The organism is Pseudomonas putida (assembly GCF_025905425.1).
Taxonomy (GTDB): Bacteria; Pseudomonadota; Gammaproteobacteria; order Pseudomonadales; family Pseudomonadaceae; genus Aquipseudomonas; species Aquipseudomonas putida_AF.
On sequence record NZ_CP109603.1, the window covers coordinates 3,077,024 to 3,096,546 of the forward strand.

Here is a 19,523-nt window from a genome sequence, read left to right on the forward strand (position 1 = left end):
GGGCCGCGTTGCGGTCCCAATTGCCTAATTCAGCGGCTTTACCTACGCTAGTGGCCTTTTCCTCGCAATGAGACTGGGCCATGTCAGAACACGAAACCGCAGGTGAAGGCCGTTTCAACAGCACCGAGATCCGCATCCTCGGCTCGCTGATCGAAAAACAGGCCACCAGCCCGGAAAGCTACCCACTGACCCTCAATGCCCTGGTCCTGGCCTGTAACCAGAAGACCAGCCGCGAGCCGGTGATGAACCTCACCCAAGGCCAAGTCGGCCAGGCCTTGCGCGCGCTCGAAGGCCAGGGCATGACACGCTTGCAGATGGGCAGCCGCGCCGACCGCTGGGAGCAGCGCGTGGACAAGGCCCTGGAGTTGGTGCCGGCGCAACTGGTGCTGATGGGCCTGATGTTCCTGCGCGGCCCGCAAACCCTCAACGAGCTGCTCAGCCGCAGCAACCGCCTGCACGACTTCGACGACACCGAACAGATCCAGCACCAGCTGGAACGCCTGATTTCACGCGACCTGGCCCTGCACCTGCCGCGCCAGGCAGGCCAACGCGAAGACCGCTATACCCATGCACTGGGCGACCCGGCAGAAATCGAGGCGATTTTGGCCGCGCGCCAGCAGGAAGGGGGCGCCCGCAGCAGTGGCGGGAGTGTTTCGGAAGAGCGCATAGAGGCCTTGGAAGCCCGGATTGCAGCGCTGGAGGCGCGCCTGGCCGAGCTCGAAGGCTGAGCCCTTCAGTGCTCGGGGGCGGGGAAGTTGCGGCAGCTTTTGCGCTCGGCCAGTTCTTTATCGCTGGGGCGCTGGTCGACGAACACGGTACGGCCGTCGGCGTAGATTTCCAGGTAGCCCCAGTGCAGGTCCTGCTCCTTTTGCCCGGGTTTGGGTGGCACTAGCCACCAGGGTTCGCGGCTGATCAGGGTCATGGGTGAGATTCCTGAGGGTGTCTGGGGTAATGATAGACACCCTCAGGCGTGCGCTTGGCTTACGCCGGCGCCGAGGTGCGGATCAAGTGATCGAAGGCCGCCAGCGAAGCCTTGGCGCCCTCGCCCACCGCAATCACGATCTGCTTGTACGGCACCGTGGTCACGTCCCCCGCAGCAAACACGCCGGGGATGTTGGTCGCGCCCTTGGCATCGACAATAATCTCGCCACGCGGCGACAGCTCGACCGTACCTTTCAGCCAGTCAGTGTTCGGCAACAGACCGATCTGTACGAAGATGCCCTCCAGCGCCAGGTCATGCAGCTCATCGGTGGTGCGATCCTTGTAGCGCAAACCGGACACTTTCTCACCATTACCCAGCACTTCGGTGGTCAGCGCGCTGGTGATCACCTTGACGTTCGGCAAGCTGTGCAGCTTGCGTTGCAACACGGCGTCAGCACGCAACTGGCTGTCGAACTCAATCAGCGTCACCTGGGCGACGATGCCGGCCAGGTCGATGGCCGCTTCCACGCCAGAGTTGCCGCCGCCGATTACTGCCACACGCTTGCCTTTGAACAACGGGCCGTCACAGTGCGGGCAGTAGGCCACGCCGCGACCGCGGTACTCCTGCTCGCCCGGCACATTCATTTCGCGCCAGCGGGCACCGGTGGCCAGAATCACGGTCTTGGCCTTGAGCGAGGCACCGCCCGCCAGACGCACTTCGTGCAGGCCGCCATCGGTGGCCGGGATCAACGCTTCACCGCGCTGCAGGTTCATGATGTCGACGTCGTACTGCTTAACGTGCTCTTCCAGCGCAGTGGCCAGTTTCGGCCCTTCGGTTTCCTGCACCGAGATGAAGTTCTCGATAGCCAGGGTATCGAGCACCTGGCCGCCAAAGCGCTCGGCGGCAACAGCGGTGCGGATGCCTTTACGCGCGGCATAGATCGCGGCTGCGGCGCCAGCAGGGCCACCGCCGACCACCAGTACGTCGAAGGCGTCCTTGGCGTTGATCTTCTCGGCCTGGCGGGTGCCGGCACTGGTGTCGATCTTGCCAAGAATCTCTTCCAGGCCCATGCGGCCCTGGCCAAACACTTCACCGTTCAGGTAGACGCTCGGCACCGCCATGATCTTGCGCGCTTCGACTTCGTCCTGGAACAGCGCGCCATCAATGGCCACATGGCGAACGTTGGGGTTGAGCACCGCCATCAGGTTCAACGCCTGGACCACGTCCGGGCAGTTCTGGCACGACAGCGAGAAGTAGGTTTCAAAGGTGAATTCGCCTTCCAGCCCTTGGATCTGCTCGATCACTTCGGCGCTGGCCTTGGAGGGGTGGCCACCGACTTGCAGCAGCGCCAACACCAGGGAGGTGAATTCGTGGCCCATGGGGATGCCGGCGAAACGCAGGCTGATGTCACCCCCTGGGCGATTGAGCGAGAACGAAGGACGACGGGCGTCGGCCCCATCCGCGCGCAGGGTAATCAGGTTCGACAGGCCGGCGATTTCCACCAGCAGGTCATACAATTCGTGGGACTTCGCGCCGTCGTCGAGGGAGGCAACGATCTCGATCGGCTGGGTGACCCGCTCCAGGTAGGCTTTCAGTTGCGATTTAAGCGTGGCGTCCAACATACGGGCGATTCCTTTTTCAATCTTCGGATACAAAAACGCCCAGGCAGTAGCGCCCGGGCGTTTGGCGGGGCAGTAAGTACTTCAGCTTTGGCGGCTGCTTACCGCCCACGAGTAGCGCATGGCCTTAGATCTTGCCGACCAGGTCCAGCGATGGCGCCAGGGTGGCTTCGCCTTCTTTCCACTTGGCCGGGCAGACTTCGCCTGGGTGAGCGGCAACGTACTGGGCAGCCTTGACCTTGCGCAGCAGCTCGCTGGCATCGCGGCCTACACCACCGTCGTTGATTTCGACGATCTTGACCTGGCCTTCCGGGTTGATCACGAAGGTACCGCGATCGGCCAGGCCGGCTTCTTCGATCAGTACATCGAAGTTGCGCGAGATGACGTGGGTTGGGTCACCGATCAGCGGGTACTTGATCTTGCCGATGGTTTCCGAGGTGTCGTGCCAGGCTTTGTGGGTGAAGTGGGTGTCAGTGGACACGCCGTAGATTTCCACGCCGAGCTTCTGGAACTCTGCGTAGTTGTCAGCAAGGTCACCCAGCTCGGTTGGGCAGACGAAGGTGAAGTCGGCCGGGTAGAAGAACACGACAGACCACTTGCCTTTCAGGTCGGCTTCGCTTACCTGAACGAATTCGCCGTTGTGGAAGGCGGTGGCGTTGAACGGTTTGACCTGGCTGTTGATGATAGGCATGAGAGACGCTCCTTCATGGGGTTGGAATCAGTTGATGGAGAGAATCCTAACCGTTCATCCCGCTGAAGGCTCATTGGCAAAGCTGATGCTGCTGATTGGTTTTGGCTATAACCAGGGTTTATTAATAGAAGAGATAGCGCTGAACAATGCAACTGCTGCTTTGTGTAGGAGCGCCCCGGTAAGGCCGCTCCTACAATACGTCACGAGCGAGAATCAGCGGGTAACGGTACGCATGGTCACGAACTCTTCCGCCGCCGTCGGGTGCACGCCGATGGTCTCGTCGAATTGCTGCTTGGTCGCGCCTGCCTTCAGCGCAATCCCCAGGCCCTGCACGATCTCGCCAGCATCCGGCCCGACCATGTGACAACCCAGCACCTTGTCGGTCTCGGCATCGACCACCAGCTTCATCAGGGTCTTTTCCTGGATGTCGGTGAGGGTCAGCTTCATGGCCCGGAAACGGCTTTCGAAGATTTGCACCTTATGGCCGGCTTCCAGCGCCTGCTCCTCGGTCAGGCCGACGGTACCGATCGGCGGCTGGCTGAACACCGCCGTAGGGATGTTCTGGTAATCCACCGGGCGATACTGCTCCGGCTTGAACAAACGCCGCGCAACGGCCATGCCTTCGGCCAGGGCCACCGGGGTGAGCTGCACGCGACCGATCACATCGCCAATGGCCAGGATCGACGGCGCGGTGGTCTGGTACTGCTCATCGACACGAATAAAACCGCGTGCATCCAGCTCGACGCCAGTGTTTTCCAGGCCCAGGTTGTCGAGCATCGGCCGGCGCCCGGTGGCGTAGAACACGCAGTCGGCAACCAGCTCGCGGCCGTCCTTGAGGGTGGCCTTGAGGCTGCCATCGTCCTGCTGGTCGATGCGCTGGATGTCAGCGTTGAACTGCAGATCGAGGCCGCGTTTTTCCAGCTCTTCCTTCAAGTGCGTGCGCACCGAGCCGTCGAACCCGCGCAAGAACAGGTCGCCACGGTAGAGCAAGGTGGTGTCGGCACCCAGGCCCTGGAAGATGCCGGCGAACTCGACGGCAATGTAACCGCCGCCCACCACCAGCACACGACGTGGCAATGCCTTGAGGTAGAACGCCTCGTTGGAGGTAATGGCCAGTTCCTTGCCGGGGATGTCCGGCACCTGTGGCCAGCCACCGGTGGCGATGAGGATGTGCTCGGCCGTGTAGCGCTGGCCGTCGACTTCTACCTCGTTGGCACCGGTCAGCCGTGCATGGCCTTGCAACAAGGTCACACCGCTGTTGACCAGCAGATTGCGGTAGATGCCGTTGAGGCGCTCGATTTCCCGGTTCTTGTTGGCAATCAGGGTGCCCCAGTCGAAATGCCCTTCTTCCAGGGTCCAGCCGAAACCTGCAGCCTGTTCCAGTTCGTCAGCGACGTGCGCGCCGTACACCAGCAGTTTTTTCGGCACGCAGCCGACGTTGACGCAGGTACCGCCCAGGTAGCGGCTTTCGGCAACCGCCACCTTCGCGCCGAAGCCCGCGGCAAAACGCGCTGCGCGCACACCGCCGGACCCGGCACCAATCACGAACAGATCAAAATCGTAGGCCATTTATTCAGTCTCCTAGGCTGGCGCCCAGCATACCGCCGTTGGCCGCCGCAAACAAAAAAGCCACCCCGAAGGGTGGCTCTCAGACCTGCCAGGCTTATCAGTAAGCCTTGCCAGTCTTGTAGTAGTTCTCGAAGCAGAAGTTGGTCGCGTCGATGTAGCCTTCGGCGCCACCGCAGTCAAAACGCTTGCCCTTGAACTTGTAGGCGATCACGCAGCCATCTTTGGCCTGCTGCAGCAGGGCGTCGGTGATCTGGATTTCACCGCCCTTGCCCGGCTCGGTGTTGGCGATGATATCGAAGATGTCCGGGGTCAGGATGTAGCGACCGATGATTGCCAGGTTCGACGGCGCGTCTTCCGGGGCCGGTTTTTCGACCATGTTGGTCACGCGGTAGATGTCGTCGCGGATCATTTCGCCGGCAATCACGCCGTACTTGTTGGTTTCCTGCGGGTCGACTTCCTGGATGGCAACGATCGAGCAGCGGTACTGCTTGAACAGTTTGACCATCTGGGTCAGTACACCGTCACCTTCCGGGTTGACGCACAGGTCGTCGGCCAGGACGACGGCGAACGGCTCGTCGCCGATCAGCGGACGGCCGGTGAGGATCGCGTGGCCCAAGCCCTTCATTTCGGTCTGACGGGTGTAGGAGAAGGAGCACTCGTTGAGCAGACGACGGATACCGACCAGGTATTTTTCCTTGTCGGTGCCCTTGATCTGGTTTTCCAGCTCATAGCTGATGTCGAAGTGGTCTTCCAAGGCGCGCTTGCCACGACCCGTGACGATGGAGATCTCGTTCAGGCCGGCATCCAGCGCCTCTTCAACGCCATACTGGATCAGTGGCTTGTTGACCACCGGCAGCATTTCCTTGGGCATGGCTTTGGTAGCGGGCAGGAAGCGGGTGCCGTAACCGGCGGCCGGGAACAAGCATTTCTTGATCATATACGTCCTTAAACAAAGGCTAGGCCTGTGGAATTCGGCGCAGTCTAATCAGGCGGCAGTCACCTTACAATGCCCCACCTGAGGCCGACCGATGCCATGATAGAGATAACCCAGTGTAGATAGTTCCAGTGGATCGTAAATATTGCGTCCATCAAATACCACTGGCATGCGCATAAGCCCCCGCATCCGGAGGAAATCCGGCTGGCGAAACTGCTTCCATTCGGTCACCAGCACCAGGGCGTCCGTGCCCTCGACACAGGCATAAGGGTCTTCGGTCAGGCGCAACTGACCATTGGCCACGGCGTGCGGGTAGCGCCCCGCCATGCCGCCCAGGGCCACCGGGTCGCAGGCCTGCACCCGAGCCCCCGCCGCCAGCAAGGCGTCAATCAGCACCAGGCTGGGCGCCTCGCGCAGGTCGTCGGTGCCCGGTTTGAAGGCCAACCCCCACAGCGCCACGGTACGCCCGCGCATGAAGCCGCCAAAGTGCTGGTGCAGCGCCTTGAACAGCAAGGTTTTCTGTTCTTCGTTACGGGCCTGTACCGCCTGCAGGATAGCGGCCTGGTAACCCTGCTGTTCGGCAGTACGGATCAAGGCGCGGACATCCTTGGGGAAACATGAGCCGCCGTAGCCACAGCCTGCGTAGATAAAATGGCTGCCAATACGCCGATCACTGCCGATACCCCGCCGCACCTGCTCGATGTCCACATCCAGCTGCGCGCACAGCCCGGCCAGTTCGTTGATGAAGGAGATCTTGGTGGCCAGGAAGGCGTTGGCAGCGTATTTGGTGAATTCGGCGGCGCGTGGCGCCATCAACAGAATGCGTTCATGGTTGCGCACAAACGGCGCATACAACCGCTGCAGGCACTGGCCGGCCGCTGCGCTGTCGCTGCCAATGATGATGCGGTCCGGGCGCATGAAGTCATCGATGGCGCTGCCCTCCTTGAGAAACTCGGGGTTGCTCGCCACCTCGACGGCAAAGCCTGCACCACGCGCGCGCAGGCCAAGCGCAATGTGCCGGGCCACACGCGCTGCGGTGCCTACCGGCACTGTCGATTTGTTCACCACCAGGCACGGGCGGGTCAAATAGCGCCCCAGGCTGTCGGCCACGGCCAGCACATGCTGCAGGTCGGCCGAGCCATCCTCCTGGCTGGGCGTGCCTACGGCGATGAACACCACCTCGGCGCTGGTCAGGGCCTGCTGCCAGTCATCGCTGAATGCCAGCCGGCCCGCTTGCATGCCACTGTGCAAGAGCGCCTGCAGGCCAGGCTCATGGATCGGGCTCTGGCCCTGACGCAACAGCCTCAGGCGCTGCGGGTCACGCTCCAGGCAGACCACGTGATTGCCCATTTCGGCAAAACAGGCCGCCGTCACCAAGCCGACATACCCCGCCCCGATCACACAGAGTTCCATGGCCGCGCTCCTTGAGGATGATGGCGGTCATTGCAACCCGGCAGTGGTTGCAGGGCGGTGACAGGCAGATGACAAAAGCAGTTGTTGCCTGTGCTGGCCTCTTCGCGGGCAAGCCCGCTCCCACCGGTACAGCGCTACCCTCCAAACTGGCGGAGATGCTGTGGGAGCGGGCTTGCCCGCGAAGAGGCCGGTACAGGCACCCTATCAGCTACCCGTTCCCTGCCCGATCAGCACCCCCTCGACCTTCTGCCCATACAGGTTTACCCCGTCATTGGCATGAAACTTCAGCCGCGTCTTCTCAACCGACCCCTCGACCAAACGCGGGTCTTGCGGCCGTTCATGGCGGTTGATCCACGCCGCCACATCCCAGGCCTGTTCATCGCTCAAGCTGCCAGGTTTGCCCAGTGGCATGTTGTATTTGATGAAGGACGCTGCCGTATTGATACGGTGCATCCCGGCCCCCCAGTTGTAGGCGTCCTTACCCCACAGCGGCGGCATCACATACTCGCCGGCCACCTTCTGCCCTTCGCCATTGTCGCCGTGGCAGATCGCACATTGCTCACGGTATACCTGCTGGCCGCGCTTGAAGTCGTAGCCACCTTTGGGTTGCGCCACGTCCGGGTAGCCACGCCCGGCGATCTCCACGCCTGTAGGTGCCTTGGTCGACAACCAGTAGGCATACACCGACAACGCCGTCATCTGCGGGCTGTCTGCCGCCGGAGGCTTGCCGTTCATGCTGAACTGGAAACACCCCTGGATGCGCTCGGCATAGGTGTTGACCTTGTCGTTCTTCTTGCGATAAGCCGGGTACATCGGGTACGCACCCCACATCGGCGCAGAGTGGGCCAGACGCCCCTGGTCGAGGTGGCAGTTGCTGCAGTTCAAGCCATTGCCCACGGCCTCTGGCATCAAGCGGCGAGTATCGACGAACAGCGCATGGCCCTGGCGGACCATCTTGCCAAAGGCATTGTCCGGCAGTTCGCTCTCGGCAGGCGGCACGAACTGCGGCGCAGCTTGCACGCCGGGCACTTTCAACTGCGACTGGTCTTCCATGGCGATCGGGGCCGCCTGGGCAGTGCCCATGGCCAACAGCAACAGGGCGGGTATCAAGGGCTTCATGGCGTGACCTCCTGGCTGGCGGGGCGGGCAAAGAACTCGGCGATCGCCTTGACCTCGTCATCGGTCATGGCCTTGGCCACGCCAACCATCAGCTGGTTGGGGTCATTGCTGCGGCTGCCGTCGCGCCAGGCATTGAGCTGCGCCACCAGGTAAGCCGCAGGCTGGCCGGCCAAGGGAGGAAAATGCTCACCGACACCGCTGCCACCGGGGCCATGGCATTGCACACAACCTGGGATCTGCCGCCCCCAGTCACCGTAAAGCGCCATGCGCGTGGTGGGGTCATCGGCAATCTGCTGTCGGCGCAGGTCACTTGCAGGCTCTGCCGGGAGGCTGGCCAGGTAGGCGCTGACCGCTTTGATTTCGTCTTCGCTCAAGGCTTTTGCAAGCGGCTCCATGACCGGCTGCTTGCGGGTGCCGGCACGCCAGTCATGCAATTGTTTGCTGAGGTAGCCGGCCGGTAGCCCGGCCAATCGGGGGAATCCAGCAGCGGCAATGCCCTTGCCGTCTGGTCCATGGCAGCCAAGACAGGCCATGGCAGCGGGGTTCTCCCCGCCCTGGGTGAAGACTTTCTGGCCATCGGCGGCATGCGCCGTGGGCCAGGCCAGGATCAGCAGGCTGCCGATCACGACTCGACTCAACGGGGTCATCACGAATCTCCATTTCTTTTGTTATAAGCTTAGGCTCAAAAAACATAAGCAAATGGATACTAGCCCCGTAAGGCAAATCGCAACAATGTCAGAGGGGCCAAGCGAGGGCGATTGGCCTTTTAACCGTGAATCACTTGCGCCAGATCAATGGCCAGAAATGCATTGCGTCGCTGCCGTGCGCACATCGCCCAGGCGCAGCGGGAAGTTGTTCAACCGTTCACGCAACTTGATGCTGCTGCCGCTGCCCCGTTTGTCGATATCGACCAGCGCCGCAGGCCCGGCCCCTGAGGTGAGCTTCTGCGGTACGATCAGGCGCAGGCCATCGCCGCGCTGCTCCTCGACCAACGGATCACGGGTATCGGCCAGTTTCTGCTTGACGCAATCGGCGTACTCACGCGGCGTCTTGCCAGAGATCACACCCAGCGTCTCGCGGGATTGCTCAAGTTCCGAAACGCTGACACAGCCACCTAGCGTCAGGGACAACGCCGCCACCATCCACTTCATTTGCAGCACCTCTGCCTTTCAAGAATCCCGTTCGACCACGGCCAGGCCGTTTTGCTCCCTGCTCTGGCAGATTTATCTACGCCCGACCATCGAGCGCGGCAGTGTAGCGCTACATCGTGGTATCTTTCGCCTTTGCAGATCCAAACTTTGCGGAGCATCACATGAAATTCGTACACCAGCGCGAGCACCTGAACGAGGACGATATCGTCGTCATCGAGTGCTCCCAGCGCTGCAACATCCGCCTGATGAACGACGCCAACTTCCGCAGTTTCAAAAATGGCGGCCGGCACACCTATCATGGGGGAGCCTTCGACCAGTTCCCGGCAAAAATCACTGTCCCAAGCACTGGTTTCTGGAACATCACCCTCGATACCGTGACCACTCGCCCGATCTCGGTAACGCGCAAGCCGACCTTGACCCACAAGATCAAGATCATCCGTCGCTCGTCGTCGAAACTCAGATAAGACCGCCATGACCCAGACCATCAAGTACGTCATCAAATACAAACTCGACGGCGAGCGCCGCTGGGATTTCGCCCTCATGCCCGATGCTTCCCAGGAGCAGGCTCTGCAGGCACTGCGCAAGATCCACGGCGACGATGCCGAGAAGATCAGCGACATCCAGGTCAGCAAAGCCCTGTAAACGCCCCGCGCGTACTGCCGCACCGATCACGCCGCCCGCATGGAGAATCGCATGAGCCACTGGCCCGACCGTCGCATCCTCGATCTGCTGGGCATCGAGTTGCCCATTCTCCAGGCGCCGATGGCAGGTGCGACCGGCGCGCCCATGGCCATCGCCGTGGGCGCTGCGGGTGGCCTGGGTGCGCTGCCCTGCGCCATGCTTACCGGCGAACAGGTGCGTGCCCAGATCGCAGCATTCCGCGCCGCCTGCCCTGGGCGGCCGTTGAACCTGAACTTCTTCTGCCACCAGCCACCGCCACCCGATGTGATGCGCGATGAACGCTGGAAGCAGGCACTCAAGCCTTACTACAGCGAAGTGGGTGCCGACTTCGAGGCCCCTACCCCGGTCTCCAACCGTGCGCCTTTCGATGAGCAAAGCTGCCAGCTGGTCGAGCAGTTGCGCCCTGAAGTGGTGAGTTTCCACTTCGGCCTGCCGGAGGCGCAGTTGCTGCAAAGGGTCAAGGCCAGCGGCGCCAAGGTGCTGTCGAGCGCCACCACGGTAGAAGAAGCGGTGTGGCTGGAGCGCCACGGCTGCGACGCGATCATCGCCATGGGCTATGAAGCCGGTGGCCATCGCGGCATGTTCCTCAGCGAAGACATCACCAGCCAGATTGGCACGTTCGCCCTGGTGCCGCAGATTGCCGATGCGGTCAAGGTGCCGGTCATTGCCGCCGGCGGGATCGGCGACCACCGCGGCCTGATCGCCGCCCTGGCCCTTGGCGCCTCGGCCGTGCAGATCGGCACGGCCTACCTGTTTTGCCCCGAGGCCAATGTGTCTGCGGCCCACCGCCGCGCACTGGACACTGCGCCAGCCAGCGACACGGCGCTGACCAACCTGTTTACCGGCCGCCCGGCGCGGGGCATCAACAACCGCATCATGCGCGAGCTGGGGCCGATGAGCGACCTGGCGCCGCGCTTCCCGCTGGCCGGTGGTGCGCTGATGCCACTGCGCGCTGTCACCGACCCACAAGGCAACAGCGACTTCAGCAACCTGTGGTCGGGCCAGGCGCTGCGCCTGGGCAGGCACATGCCAGCGGGTGAGCTGACCCGGGACATTGCCTTCAAGGCGCTGGAACGGGTTGGGCGCTGAGCAGGTTTGCGAACGCATGTAAGACTGTTGCCGCCAGGCCTCTTCCCGGCAAACGGCCTATCGCTATATAGTTCACGCTATAACGATAACCCAAGGAGCTGTCTTCATGCGTATCCGCCCGTTCCACCTGGCCGCCACTGCCCTGGCCAGCCTGATCTGCCTCAACACTGCCTGGGCCGACGAAGTCCAGGTCGCGGTCGCAGCGAACTTCACAGCACCGATCCAGGCCATCGCCAAGGACTTCGAGAAAGACACCGGCCACACGCTGGTCGCGGCCTATGGCGCCACCGGGCAGTTCTATGCGCAGATCAAGAACGGTGCACCGTTCGAAGTGTTCCTCGCCGCCGACGACAGCACCCCAGCCAAGCTTGAGCAGGAAAAAGAAATCGTCCCCGGTTCGCGCTTCACCTACGCCATCGGCACCCTGGCCTTGTGGTCGGCGAAGGAAGGTTACGTGGACGCCAAGGGTGAAGTACTGAAGAAGAATGCGTACAAGCACCTGTCCATCGCCAACCCTAAAGCCGCCCCTTACGGCCTGGCCGCGACCCAGGTGCTGGACAAGCTGCAGCTGACCGAGGCCACCAAGGGCAAGATCGTCGAAGGCCAGAACATCACCCAGGCCTTCCAGTTCGTTTCCACCGGCAATGCCGAGCTGGGCTTTGTGGCACTGTCGCAGATCTACAAGGACGGCAAGGTCACCACCGGTTCGGCCTGGATCGTGCCGTCCACCCTGCACGACCCCATCCGCCAGGACGCCGTGATCCTCAACAAAGGTAAGGACAGTGCCGCCGCCAAGGCGCTGGTCGAGTACCTGAAGGGCCCGAAAGCTGCTGCGGTGATCAAATCCTATGGCTATGAACTCTGATGCCACTGGACGCCAGTGACCTGGGTGCCATCTGGCTGACCATCAAACTGGCCAGCCTGACCACCTTGATTCTGCTGGTGGTCGGCACACCCATCGCCTGGTGGCTGGCGCGTACGCGCTCATGGCTGCGCGGGCCGGTGGGCGCGGTGGTGGCATTGCCGTTGGTATTGCCGCCAACGGTCATCGGCTTCTACCTGCTGATCGCCCTTGGCCCTCATGGCTGGCTTGGCCAGGCTACCCAGGCATTGGGCCTGGGTAGCGTGGTGTTCAGCTTCTCGGGGCTGGTGATCGGCTCGGTGATCTATTCCATGCCTTTTGTGGTGCAGCCGTTGCAAAACGCCTTTGGCGCCATCGGCCAGCGGCCGCTGGAAGTCGCAGCCACCCTGCGCGCCAGCCCCTGGGACACTTTCGTTCATGTGGTACTGCCGCTGGCCCGTCCCGGCTTCATCACTGCGAGCATCCTCGGTTTCGCCCATACCGTGGGTGAGTTTGGCGTAGTGCTGATGATCGGCGGCAACATCCCCGACAAGACCCGTGTGGTCTCGGTGCAGATCTTCGATCACGTCGAGGCGATGGAGTATTCGCAAGCCCACTGGCTGGCCGGTGCCATGCTGGTGTTCTCGTTCCTGGTGCTGCTCCTGCTGTACGCTGGGCGCCGCGGCAAGGCTGGTTGGAGCTGAAATGACTGGATCGATTGTGGCGCGCCTGAAGCTTGCGCGCGACGACTTCACCCTGGATGTCGACCTGCAACTGCCGGGGCGTGGGGTCAGCGCGCTGTTCGGCCACTCTGGGTCTGGCAAAACCTCTTGCCTGCGCTGCCTGGCGGGGTTGGAGCGCGCCGCCAGCGCGTACATCGAAGTCAACGGTGTGGTCTGGGAAGACAGCGCGCGCGGCTACTTCCAGGCGCCGCACCTGCGACCGGTGGGCTACGTGTTCCAGGAAGCCAGCCTGTTCCCGCATTTGTCGGTGCGCGGCAACCTGGAGTTTGGCTGGCGCCGGGTGGCACCCGGCGAGCGCAAGGTCAACCTGGAACACGCCTGCCAGCTACTGGGCATCGGCCACCTGCTTGCACGCCGGCCTGCGACGCTGTCTGGTGGCGAGGCGCAACGGGTCGGTATCGCCCGCGCACTGTTGAGCAGCCCAAGGCTGTTATTGATGGACGAGCCACTGGCCGCCCTCGACGGGCCACGCAAGCGTGAGATTTTGCCGTATCTGGAGCGCCTGCATGACGAGTTGGACATCCCGCTGGTGTATGTCAGCCACGCCCAGGACGAAGTGGCGCGCCTGGCAGACCACCTGGTGTTGCTGGAACAAGGCCAGGCCATGGCCAGCGGCCCGATTAGCGAAACGCTCGCGCGCCTTGACCTTTCGTTGGCCCAGGGCGAGGACGCCGGGGTGGTGTTCGAAGGCCTGGTGGTTGGCCATGACCCCCATTACGACTTGCTCGACCTGCGCCTGCCCGGCAGTGGCGCGCCCATACTGCGCATCGCCCACCCCGCGCACGTGATGGGCACCACCCTGCGGGTAAAGGTGCAGGCCCGCGATGTGAGCCTGGCCCTGACGGCAGACAGCACCTCCAGCATCCTCAATCGGTTGCCGGTGCGGGTACGTGAAAGCCGCCCGGCAGACAACCCAGCCCATGTACTGGTCAGCCTGGACGCTGGCGGCAACGCCTTGCTGGCACGGGTCACCCGCTTCTCGGCGGACCAGCTTGGCCTGCACCCAGGCCAGGCATTGTTTGCCCAGATCAAGTCGGTGGCATTGTTGGGCTGAGCAACCACCACGCGGCCGTTGTCCACTGATCAGTGACCTGATCGAGGCTTGCCGCCGATGCTCGACTGCCCCCTGCCCCGGACTTTGCATTACGTTGACGACAGCCAGCCAGGCCTGAGCCGGCGACGCTGGCGCGACCGCTTCATCTACTTCGACGCCGAAGGCCAGCGGGTGCGCGACCCCGATACCCTCACGCGCATAGCCGCCCTGGTGATCCCACCGGCTTACCGTGAAGTGTGGATCTGCGCTGACCCGCAAGGCCATTTGCAAGCCACCGGGCGCGATGCCCGTGGCCGCAAGCAGTACCGTTACCACGAGCAATGGCGCGAACTGCGCGACCAGCACAAATATGGGCGGATGCTGGCCTTTGCCCAGGCACTGCCGAAATTGCGCTCGCAACTGGAAACCCACCTGGCCCGCCCGGGCCTGGACCGGGAAAAGGTCATGGCACTGGTGGTGAGCCTGCTGGACCACACCCTGATCCGCATCGGCAACCAGCGCTACCTGCGCGACAACCAGTCATACGGCCTGACCACACTGCGCAACCGCCACGTCAAGGTGCAAGGCGGCACCATCCGCTTCCAGTTCCGCGGCAAGCGCGGCGTCGAACACGATGTCACCCTGCAGGACCGGCGCCTGGCCAACCTGCTCAAGCGCTGCATGGAGCTACCGGGCCAGGCGCTGTTCCAGTACCTGGACGAAGACGGCCAACGCCACAGCATCGGCTCCAGTGAGATCAACCAGTTTCTGCAGCAACTCACTGGCGCCGATTTCACCGCCAAGGACTACCGCACCTGGGCCGGCAGCAGCCTGGCGCTGAACCTGCTCAGGCCGCTGGCCTGGGAGCCGGAGAGCGAAGCGAAGCGCCAGGTCGCCAGCATCGTCAAGCAGGTCGCCACCCGCCTGGGCAACACCCCGGCCGTGTGCCGGCGCTGCTACATCCACCCGGCAGTGCTGGAACACTTTGCCGTCGGGCGCCTGACCAGCTTGCCGCGCAAGCGCAATCGCAAGGGCCTGGACCCCGAGGAAGTGGCATTGCTGTTATTTCTTCAGGCATTGGAGGAACAGGACGATCATTGACACTGTCTATTTAGCCCATGATGCAGAGAAATTTCCCATACGGGCTGAACCCCCCTATTCTTGCCACCGAGCACCTTCGCCGACACTCCGCTTGCAGTGGGGTTCGGCGCCTGCAACTCAGGACACGCAACAGAATTTGTCTGTCGGGGAATTCCTATCCGCCGAAAGCGTCTTTAATGAGAAGGAAGAGGGACTGGCTCCCACCGCCGCGGCAATTAGCCCGACGGATTTCAACATTACCAAGGAGAACTACATGCTGATACTCACCCGTAAGGTTGGCGAAAGCATCGTCATCAACGATGACATCAAAGTCACCATTCTGGGCGTCAAAGGGATGCAGGTGAGGATTGGTATCGATGCACCAAAAGATGTCCAGGTGCACCGCGAAGAGATCTTCAAGCGTATCCAGGCTGGCAGCCCAGCCCCGGAAAAACACGACGACTCGCACTGAGCGGACCTGCCTCAAGCCGCACGGACGCGCTTGATCGACGGCGCCTCAGGTGCCCAGCAGTTCGCGCACCTTGGCGATCATCCTGTCCATGTCGAAGGGTTTGTCGAACACTGCGGCGAACAGCTCCGGGCACCCTTGGCTGGCCTGAGCGCCGCTCATCAAGATGACCGGCAGGTCGCTTAGCTGCAGCTCATCGCGCATCAAACGCACCAGCTCTTCGCCATTGAGCAGGGGCATCATGTAGTCGGTGATCACCAGTTCGACGCGCTTTTCCTTGAGCGCTTCCAGGGCCTTGAGGCCATTGCTCGCCTTCTCCACCAGATACCCTTCATCCTCCAGGGCAAAGCCGAGGATGTCGGCGATCAGGTATTCGTCATCAACGATCAAAATAGTGTTCATCAGCCAGCCCCGTCACTCGCTCCCTTGCGGCAGCGGGGTCCCCGAGAGCACACCGCTGGCACCCTCGAAAGCCTTGCGCAAGGTAATGCCCTGCTGGCCGAGCAGTAGTTCGTACAGCGCAGGGTCATGGTGGCTGTCACGCACCTTGAGGATCGACAGCATGCGCCGCAGCTGCGAATCCAGCTCGACGAAGCGCATCAACATCAGGTTGTCGACGATGCTCGACAGGTCCGGTGCCGGGGCAGTGATTTCCGACCCGAAGATGTCGCGCATTTCCCAGGTCAGCAGCACGCTGACATCGCGCGCGCGCAACTCGCCGATCAAGGCAGGCAAAAACGCATTGAGCCGCGCCGGGTCGATCGCCAGGCGGCTGAACGCGCCCAGGCTGTCGATGACCACACGCTTGCTGCCTTGCGCCTCGACGCGCTGAAGCAAGCGCACACCGACCTGGTCCAGCAAACCGTCTGTGATCGGTTGCCAGCACAACTGCACAGCGCCTTCGCGCTCCAGTGCAGCAAAGTCGTAGCCCAGCGACGCAGCCTTGAGCCGCACGCGTTCCGGTGTCTCGTAGAAACCGAAATGCACCCCAGGCGCCTGCGGGGTGCATGCACCGAGAAATGCCAGGCCCAGGGACGTCTTGCCGATGCCTGACGGCCCCATCAGCAGGCTGACCGAGCCCGTCGCCAGCCCGCCGCCGCACATGTCATCCAGGGTCGATATACCAGAAGAAATCCGGTTCAAGGCGGCGCGGCCAATCTGCGTGGGATGGCTGAACAGCGTCTCCAGCCGCGGGAAGACATGCATGCCTGCCTCATCGATCAGGCATTCGTGTCGCCCCGACAAGGCTGCGCTGCCACGTGTCTTGCGCAGCTGGATATGGCGCACCGCACGGCTGCCCACCAGTTGTTCGCCCAGCTCGATCACGCCATCGACCATGGTGTGCTCCGGGCTCCCCTCATCCAACCGTGCGCTGGTTAACAACAGCACGGTACAACCGGCGAAGGCCGCATGGCCTTGCAGTTCCGAAACGAATTTCTTGGTATCCAGGGAGGTCTGTGCGCGCACGCGGGCATTGAGTACCCCGTCGACGATGAGCAGACTGGCTTGTTGGCGGCTAATTTCCTGGCGCAACAGCTTGACGACGGCATCGAGCCCTTCCTGTTCCAGGGTGTCGAAGGCACTGACGAACTGAATCTGGTCTCCGACCAGAGTCGGATCGAAAAACTCCAAGGTCGCCAGGTATTGGAACAGCCGCTCATGGGATTCACTGAGCAGCGTCGCCACCAGCACCCTGCCGCCACCCTGTACGTGGTGACAGGCCAACTGATTGGCCAGGATGGTTTTGCCAGCACCCGGCGGGCCTTGAATGATGTACGACGCACCTGCCACCAATCCGCCCCTGAGCAGCGCATCGAGCCCTTCGATCCCCGTCACCAGCCGCTTGAGTGCCTGTGCCATGGTGTCTACCTGTCGAGTTGGCAATCTGCTTGTTGGTCACACGCTGGCAAATAAAGGCGCATGCAGGTCCCTTTGCCGAGCACGCTGTCAACGCTGATGGTGCCATTGCTCTGCTTGGCGAAGCCATAAGCCTGGCTGAGGCCCAAGCCAGTCCCCTTGCCGAAAGCCTTGGTGGTGAAGAAAGGCTCGAAAATACGGGGCAGCACTTCGGGGGCGATCCCGCTTCCGCTGTCCTGCACCTCGAAGCACACGTAGCGGCCACGCAACCCTTCCACCTCCCCGGCAAGCTCGACAACGTCAACCGCCAGGCGAATGCTGCCTTGACCCTCGATGGCGTCACGGGCATTGAACAGCAGGTTCAGCAGCACCATCTGCAACTGCCCGGCATCCACTTCTATGGATGGCAGGTTCGGTGGCAGGCGATGCTGCAGGTCGATGTCGCTCGGCAGCGCATGCTCAAGCAGCCCACGGGTGGCGGCGATCAACTCCAGGGGCGCAATGCGGGCGATATCGAGCTTTCGGTTGCGGGCAAAACTGAGCAACTGCTGGGTCAGTTCGGTGCCCCGCTGGCCGGCGTCGAGAATGTGTTGCAGCATGCGCTGGATACGCGCCGGGTTCTGAGTGGTCAGGGCCAGCCGCGCCGAACTCAAGATGATAGTGAGCATGTTGTTGAAATCGTGCGCCAGGCCACCGGTCAGTTGGCCGAGCGCTTCGAGCTTCTGCGCCTGGAACAGCTGGGCACGCACCGCATCGAGCTGCAGCGCCGTTTCGCGCCGGTCGGTGATATCCCGGGTGACCTTGGCCAAACCGACGATCTGCCCAAGGTCATCGCGGATCACATCCAGCGCCGCCAGTGCCCAGAACTGCGAGCCGTCCTTGCGCACGCGCCACCCCTCATCCTGCGCCACACCCTGCTCCAGCGCCTGGCGCAGCAGGCGTTCAGGGCGCCCTTCGGCACAATCCTGAGGGGTGAAGAACAACGAGAAATGCTGGCCGATCACTTCATCGGCGCGATAGCCCTTGATACGTTCGGCGCCGGCGTTCCAGGACACCACGTGCCCGGACGGATCAAGCATGTAGATGGCGTAGTCCACCACCGATTGAACCAGTTGTTCGTAACGGTGCGCGGGCATGGCAGGGTGGTCGATGCAGTCAGCTGAAACCATGCAAACTCCACAGGCACAGCGGAAGGGAGGAATTAGGCGTGGCCAGGAGTGCCCCCCTGCATCCGCCCCCGTGGCAACTGATTGGTCGCATCGGACGAGTTGCCCCGAGTCATCGTTTCACAACCATTGGATCCAAATGAGGGGGCAACAGTGGCGTAATGATAGCAAGGTGTCAATCACCCATTCGATTGCCCCTTCACTTCCTTGATCATAGGTGCTGCGGTTGACTCAACTATAACAATGGGTTATAAAGCGCGCTTGAATGCAAGGCGCTTCTGCTTATAAGCATGGCTTAGAAGCACACCGGTCGCCTGGACCCATTCAAGTGCGAGTGTGGTGGAATTGGTATACACAGCAGACTTAAAATCTGTCGGCGTGAGCCTTGCGGGTTCGAGTCCCGCCACTCGCACCAAATTCCTTCGAAAAGGCGCCTTTGTGGCGCCTTTTTCTGTCCAGCGGAAATTCCCGGTGCAACTGCTAGAGTGGAGTTTGTCCCCGTCCACTGGAACGCCGCCATGCGCTACTCCCTGTTCGATGGTCAACGCGACATCATCATCCTGATTGCCCGCATTTTGCTGATGATTCTGTTTGTTGTGTCCGGCTGGGCCAAGCTGACCGGTTTTGAAGGCACGGTCAGCTACATGACCTCTCTGGGCGCCCCTGCCCCAATGCTTGCCGCGGCAGTCGCGGTGATCATGGAGTTCTTTGTCGGCATCGTGCTGATTCTGGGGTTCTACACACGCCCACTGGCCTTTCTGTTCGCACTGTTCGTGCTGGGCACGGCGCTGATCGGCCATCCCTTCTGGAACATGGTCGACCCCGAGCGCAGCGCCAACATGACTCAGTTCCTGAAAAACCTGAGCATCATTGGCGGCTTGCTGTTGCTGGCGGTGAGCGGCCCTGGGCGTTTCTCGCTGGACCGCCGCTGACTCATTCGTCTTCGCAGTCGTCATACCAGGCTGGGTGATCGCGATCTTCGTCATCGAGGTCATCCAGCGTTTCCTCATCTTCCTCGACTTCGTCTTCGGCGCCCTGGGCGTCTGCCTCGCGCTCTATATCGTCGTAAAGGAATTCGTGGTCGAGCAAGTGGTCATGCTCGGGTTCGTGCAGGTCGTCTTCGTCGCGCATGCTGGCTCCTGGATT

General features: G+C 62.1%; 23 protein-coding genes and 1 tRNA gene. 11 read left to right on the top strand and 13 right to left on the bottom strand.

Annotated elements, in window-relative coordinates; all coding sequences use genetic code 11:
* The first annotated feature begins 80 nt into the window (after positions 1-80).
* Positions 81-728 (top strand): YceH family protein, encoded by a 648-nt coding sequence (locus OGV19_RS13685; RefSeq protein ID WP_264309266.1) that lies wholly within the window; start codon positions 81-83, stop codon positions 726-728.
* Between the two features lie 5 nt (positions 729-733).
* Here the strand turns inward: OGV19_RS13685 and OGV19_RS13690 are convergent, their stop codons facing one another.
* The 9 genes from OGV19_RS13690 to OGV19_RS13730 all read right to left on the bottom strand — a co-directional run bounded on the left by OGV19_RS13690 (position 734) and on the right by OGV19_RS13730 (position 9,418).
* Positions 734-922 carry a hypothetical protein gene (locus OGV19_RS13690; RefSeq protein ID WP_264309267.1) on the bottom strand — a complete coding sequence of 63 codons (189 nt, stop codon included), beginning with the start codon at positions 920-922 and terminating at the stop codon, positions 734-736.
* Between the two features lie 59 nt (positions 923-981).
* Complete coding sequence (gene ahpF / locus OGV19_RS13695; RefSeq protein ID WP_264309268.1) at positions 982-2,544, bottom strand: alkyl hydroperoxide reductase subunit F; 1,563 nt, start codon at positions 2,542-2,544, stop codon at positions 982-984.
* A gap of 124 nt (positions 2,545-2,668) precedes the next feature.
* On the bottom strand, positions 2,669-3,232 hold the full coding sequence (gene ahpC, locus OGV19_RS13700; RefSeq protein WP_264309269.1) for an alkyl hydroperoxide reductase subunit C: 564 nt from the start codon (positions 3,230-3,232) through the stop codon (positions 2,669-2,671).
* 213 nt (positions 3,233-3,445) lie between these two features.
* The gene (gorA, locus tag OGV19_RS13705; RefSeq protein ID WP_264309270.1) at positions 3,446-4,801 is read right to left on the bottom strand and encodes a glutathione-disulfide reductase; all 1,356 of its coding nucleotides are present in this window, start codon (positions 4,799-4,801) and stop codon (positions 3,446-3,448) included.
* A gap of 97 nt (positions 4,802-4,898) precedes the next feature.
* Positions 4,899-5,738, bottom strand: a complete 840-nt coding sequence (galU, locus tag OGV19_RS13710) for a UTP--glucose-1-phosphate uridylyltransferase GalU (protein ID WP_033696852.1) — start codon at positions 5,736-5,738, stop codon at positions 4,899-4,901.
* Positions 5,739-5,786: 48 nt separating this feature from the next.
* Positions 5,787-7,148 (bottom strand): UDP-glucose dehydrogenase family protein, encoded by a 1,362-nt coding sequence (locus OGV19_RS13715; RefSeq protein ID WP_264309271.1) that lies wholly within the window; start codon positions 7,146-7,148, stop codon positions 5,787-5,789.
* 204 nt (positions 7,149-7,352) lie between these two features.
* A complete protein-coding gene (locus tag OGV19_RS13720; RefSeq protein WP_264313941.1) occupies positions 7,353-8,201 on the bottom strand; it encodes a c-type cytochrome in 849 nt (282 codons plus the stop codon).
* 62 nt (positions 8,202-8,263) lie between these two features.
* Positions 8,264-8,914, bottom strand: a complete 651-nt coding sequence (locus OGV19_RS13725) for a c-type cytochrome (protein WP_264309272.1) — start codon at positions 8,912-8,914, stop codon at positions 8,264-8,266.
* A 144-nt stretch (positions 8,915-9,058) separates the two neighbouring features.
* Positions 9,059-9,418 carry a hypothetical protein gene (locus OGV19_RS13730; protein ID WP_264309273.1) on the bottom strand — a complete coding sequence of 120 codons (360 nt, stop codon included), beginning with the start codon at positions 9,416-9,418 and terminating at the stop codon, positions 9,059-9,061.
* Positions 9,419-9,579: 161 nt separating this feature from the next.
* On the opposite strand from OGV19_RS13730, the gene OGV19_RS13735 reads away from it, so the two are divergent.
* The 8 genes from OGV19_RS13735 to csrA all read left to right on the top strand — a co-directional run bounded on the left by OGV19_RS13735 (position 9,580) and on the right by csrA (position 15,357).
* Positions 9,580-9,882: a DUF1883 domain-containing protein gene (locus OGV19_RS13735; protein ID WP_033696846.1), complete on the top strand. Its 303-nt coding sequence runs from the start codon at positions 9,580-9,582 to the stop codon at positions 9,880-9,882.
* 7 nt (positions 9,883-9,889) lie between these two features.
* A complete protein-coding gene (locus OGV19_RS13740; RefSeq protein ID WP_264309274.1) occupies positions 9,890-10,060 on the top strand; it encodes a hypothetical protein in 171 nt (56 codons plus the stop codon).
* Positions 10,061-10,111: 51 nt separating this feature from the next.
* Positions 10,112-11,188, top strand: a complete 1,077-nt coding sequence (locus OGV19_RS13745; RefSeq protein ID WP_264309275.1) for an NAD(P)H-dependent flavin oxidoreductase — start codon at positions 10,112-10,114, stop codon at positions 11,186-11,188.
* 106 nt (positions 11,189-11,294) lie between these two features.
* Positions 11,295-12,053, top strand: a complete 759-nt coding sequence (gene modA / locus OGV19_RS13750) for a molybdate ABC transporter substrate-binding protein (protein ID WP_264309276.1) — start codon at positions 11,295-11,297, stop codon at positions 12,051-12,053.
* Positions 12,053-12,733, top strand: a complete 681-nt coding sequence (gene modB, locus OGV19_RS13755; RefSeq protein ID WP_264309277.1) for a molybdate ABC transporter permease subunit — start codon at positions 12,053-12,055, stop codon at positions 12,731-12,733. The genes modA and modB overlap by 1 nt, the downstream gene beginning before the upstream one ends.
* Position 12,734: 1 nt before the next feature.
* Positions 12,735-13,826, top strand: coding sequence for a molybdenum ABC transporter ATP-binding protein (gene modC, locus OGV19_RS13760; protein ID WP_264309278.1), 1,092 nt, complete (start codon positions 12,735-12,737; stop codon positions 13,824-13,826).
* Positions 13,827-13,883: 57 nt separating this feature from the next.
* On the top strand, positions 13,884-14,906 hold the full coding sequence (locus tag OGV19_RS13765; RefSeq protein WP_264309279.1) for a DNA topoisomerase IB: 1,023 nt from the start codon (positions 13,884-13,886) through the stop codon (positions 14,904-14,906).
* A gap of 253 nt (positions 14,907-15,159) precedes the next feature.
* Positions 15,160-15,357 (top strand): carbon storage regulator CsrA, encoded by a 198-nt coding sequence (gene csrA / locus OGV19_RS13770; protein WP_004375914.1) that lies wholly within the window; start codon positions 15,160-15,162, stop codon positions 15,355-15,357.
* A 45-nt stretch (positions 15,358-15,402) separates the two neighbouring features.
* On the opposite strand, the gene OGV19_RS13775 is transcribed toward csrA, so the two are convergent.
* From OGV19_RS13775 to OGV19_RS13785, 3 genes are read right to left on the bottom strand one after another with little or no spacing between them, the layout of a single operon-like run.
* Positions 15,403-15,756, bottom strand: a complete 354-nt coding sequence (locus OGV19_RS13775; protein ID WP_264309280.1) for a response regulator — start codon at positions 15,754-15,756, stop codon at positions 15,403-15,405.
* A 12-nt stretch (positions 15,757-15,768) separates the two neighbouring features.
* Positions 15,769-17,214, bottom strand: coding sequence for an ATPase domain-containing protein (locus OGV19_RS13780; protein ID WP_264309281.1), 1,446 nt, complete (start codon positions 17,212-17,214; stop codon positions 15,769-15,771).
* 5 nt (positions 17,215-17,219) lie between these two features.
* Complete coding sequence (locus OGV19_RS13785; RefSeq protein ID WP_264309282.1) at positions 17,220-18,380, bottom strand: two-component system sensor histidine kinase NtrB; 1,161 nt, start codon at positions 18,378-18,380, stop codon at positions 17,220-17,222.
* A gap of 327 nt (positions 18,381-18,707) precedes the next feature.
* Between OGV19_RS13785 and OGV19_RS13790 the strand changes: the two genes are divergently transcribed.
* Both OGV19_RS13790 and OGV19_RS13795 read left to right on the top strand, forming a co-directional pair.
* Positions 18,708-18,792 (top strand) — tRNA-Leu (locus OGV19_RS13790).
* Positions 18,793-18,895: 103 nt separating this feature from the next.
* Positions 18,896-19,309, top strand: coding sequence for a DoxX family protein (locus OGV19_RS13795; RefSeq protein WP_264309283.1), 414 nt, complete (start codon positions 18,896-18,898; stop codon positions 19,307-19,309).
* A gap of 1 nt (position 19,310) precedes the next feature.
* Here OGV19_RS13795 and OGV19_RS13800 read toward each other — a convergent pair whose 3' ends face one another.
* A complete protein-coding gene (locus tag OGV19_RS13800) occupies positions 19,311-19,508 on the bottom strand; it encodes a hypothetical protein (protein ID WP_264309284.1) in 198 nt (65 codons plus the stop codon).
* Between the last annotated feature and the right edge of the window lie 15 nt (positions 19,509-19,523).

Coding starts and splice junctions, on each gene's coding strand:
- OGV19_RS13685 (WP_264309266.1), top strand. CDS start 81: ATGTCAGAACACGAAACCGCAGGTGAAGGCCGTTTCAACAGCACCGAG.
- OGV19_RS13800 (WP_264309284.1), bottom strand. CDS start 19,508: ATGCGCGACGAAGACGACCTGCACGAACCCGAGCATGACCACTTGCTC.
- OGV19_RS13785 (WP_264309282.1), bottom strand. CDS start 18,380: ATGGTTTCAGCTGACTGCATCGACCACCCTGCCATGCCCGCGCACCGT.
- gorA (WP_264309270.1), bottom strand. CDS start 4,801: ATGGCCTACGATTTTGATCTGTTCGTGATTGGTGCCGGGTCCGGCGGT.
- modB (WP_264309277.1), top strand. CDS start 12,053: ATGCCACTGGACGCCAGTGACCTGGGTGCCATCTGGCTGACCATCAAA.
- OGV19_RS13730 (WP_264309273.1), bottom strand. CDS start 9,418: ATGAAGTGGATGGTGGCGGCGTTGTCCCTGACGCTAGGTGGCTGTGTC.
- galU (WP_033696852.1), bottom strand. CDS start 5,738: ATGATCAAGAAATGCTTGTTCCCGGCCGCCGGTTACGGCACCCGCTTC.
- csrA (WP_004375914.1), top strand. CDS start 15,160: ATGCTGATACTCACCCGTAAGGTTGGCGAAAGCATCGTCATCAACGAT.
- OGV19_RS13740 (WP_264309274.1), top strand. CDS start 9,890: ATGACCCAGACCATCAAGTACGTCATCAAATACAAACTCGACGGCGAG.
- OGV19_RS13795 (WP_264309283.1), top strand. CDS start 18,896: ATGCGCTACTCCCTGTTCGATGGTCAACGCGACATCATCATCCTGATT.
- ahpC (WP_264309269.1), bottom strand. CDS start 3,232: ATGCCTATCATCAACAGCCAGGTCAAACCGTTCAACGCCACCGCCTTC.
- OGV19_RS13720 (WP_264313941.1), bottom strand. CDS start 8,201: ATGGAAGACCAGTCGCAGTTGAAAGTGCCCGGCGTGCAAGCTGCGCCG.
- OGV19_RS13690 (WP_264309267.1), bottom strand. CDS start 922: ATGACCCTGATCAGCCGCGAACCCTGGTGGCTAGTGCCACCCAAACCC.
- OGV19_RS13735 (WP_033696846.1), top strand. CDS start 9,580: ATGAAATTCGTACACCAGCGCGAGCACCTGAACGAGGACGATATCGTC.
- OGV19_RS13725 (WP_264309272.1), bottom strand. CDS start 8,914: ATGACCCCGTTGAGTCGAGTCGTGATCGGCAGCCTGCTGATCCTGGCC.
- OGV19_RS13715 (WP_264309271.1), bottom strand. CDS start 7,148: ATGGAACTCTGTGTGATCGGGGCGGGGTATGTCGGCTTGGTGACGGCG.
- OGV19_RS13765 (WP_264309279.1), top strand. CDS start 13,884: ATGCTCGACTGCCCCCTGCCCCGGACTTTGCATTACGTTGACGACAGC.
- ahpF (WP_264309268.1), bottom strand. CDS start 2,544: ATGTTGGACGCCACGCTTAAATCGCAACTGAAAGCCTACCTGGAGCGG.
- OGV19_RS13745 (WP_264309275.1), top strand. CDS start 10,112: ATGAGCCACTGGCCCGACCGTCGCATCCTCGATCTGCTGGGCATCGAG.
- OGV19_RS13780 (WP_264309281.1), bottom strand. CDS start 17,214: ATGGCACAGGCACTCAAGCGGCTGGTGACGGGGATCGAAGGGCTCGAT.
- modA (WP_264309276.1), top strand. CDS start 11,295: ATGCGTATCCGCCCGTTCCACCTGGCCGCCACTGCCCTGGCCAGCCTG.
- modC (WP_264309278.1), top strand. CDS start 12,735: ATGACTGGATCGATTGTGGCGCGCCTGAAGCTTGCGCGCGACGACTTC.
- OGV19_RS13775 (WP_264309280.1), bottom strand. CDS start 15,756: ATGAACACTATTTTGATCGTTGATGACGAATACCTGATCGCCGACATC.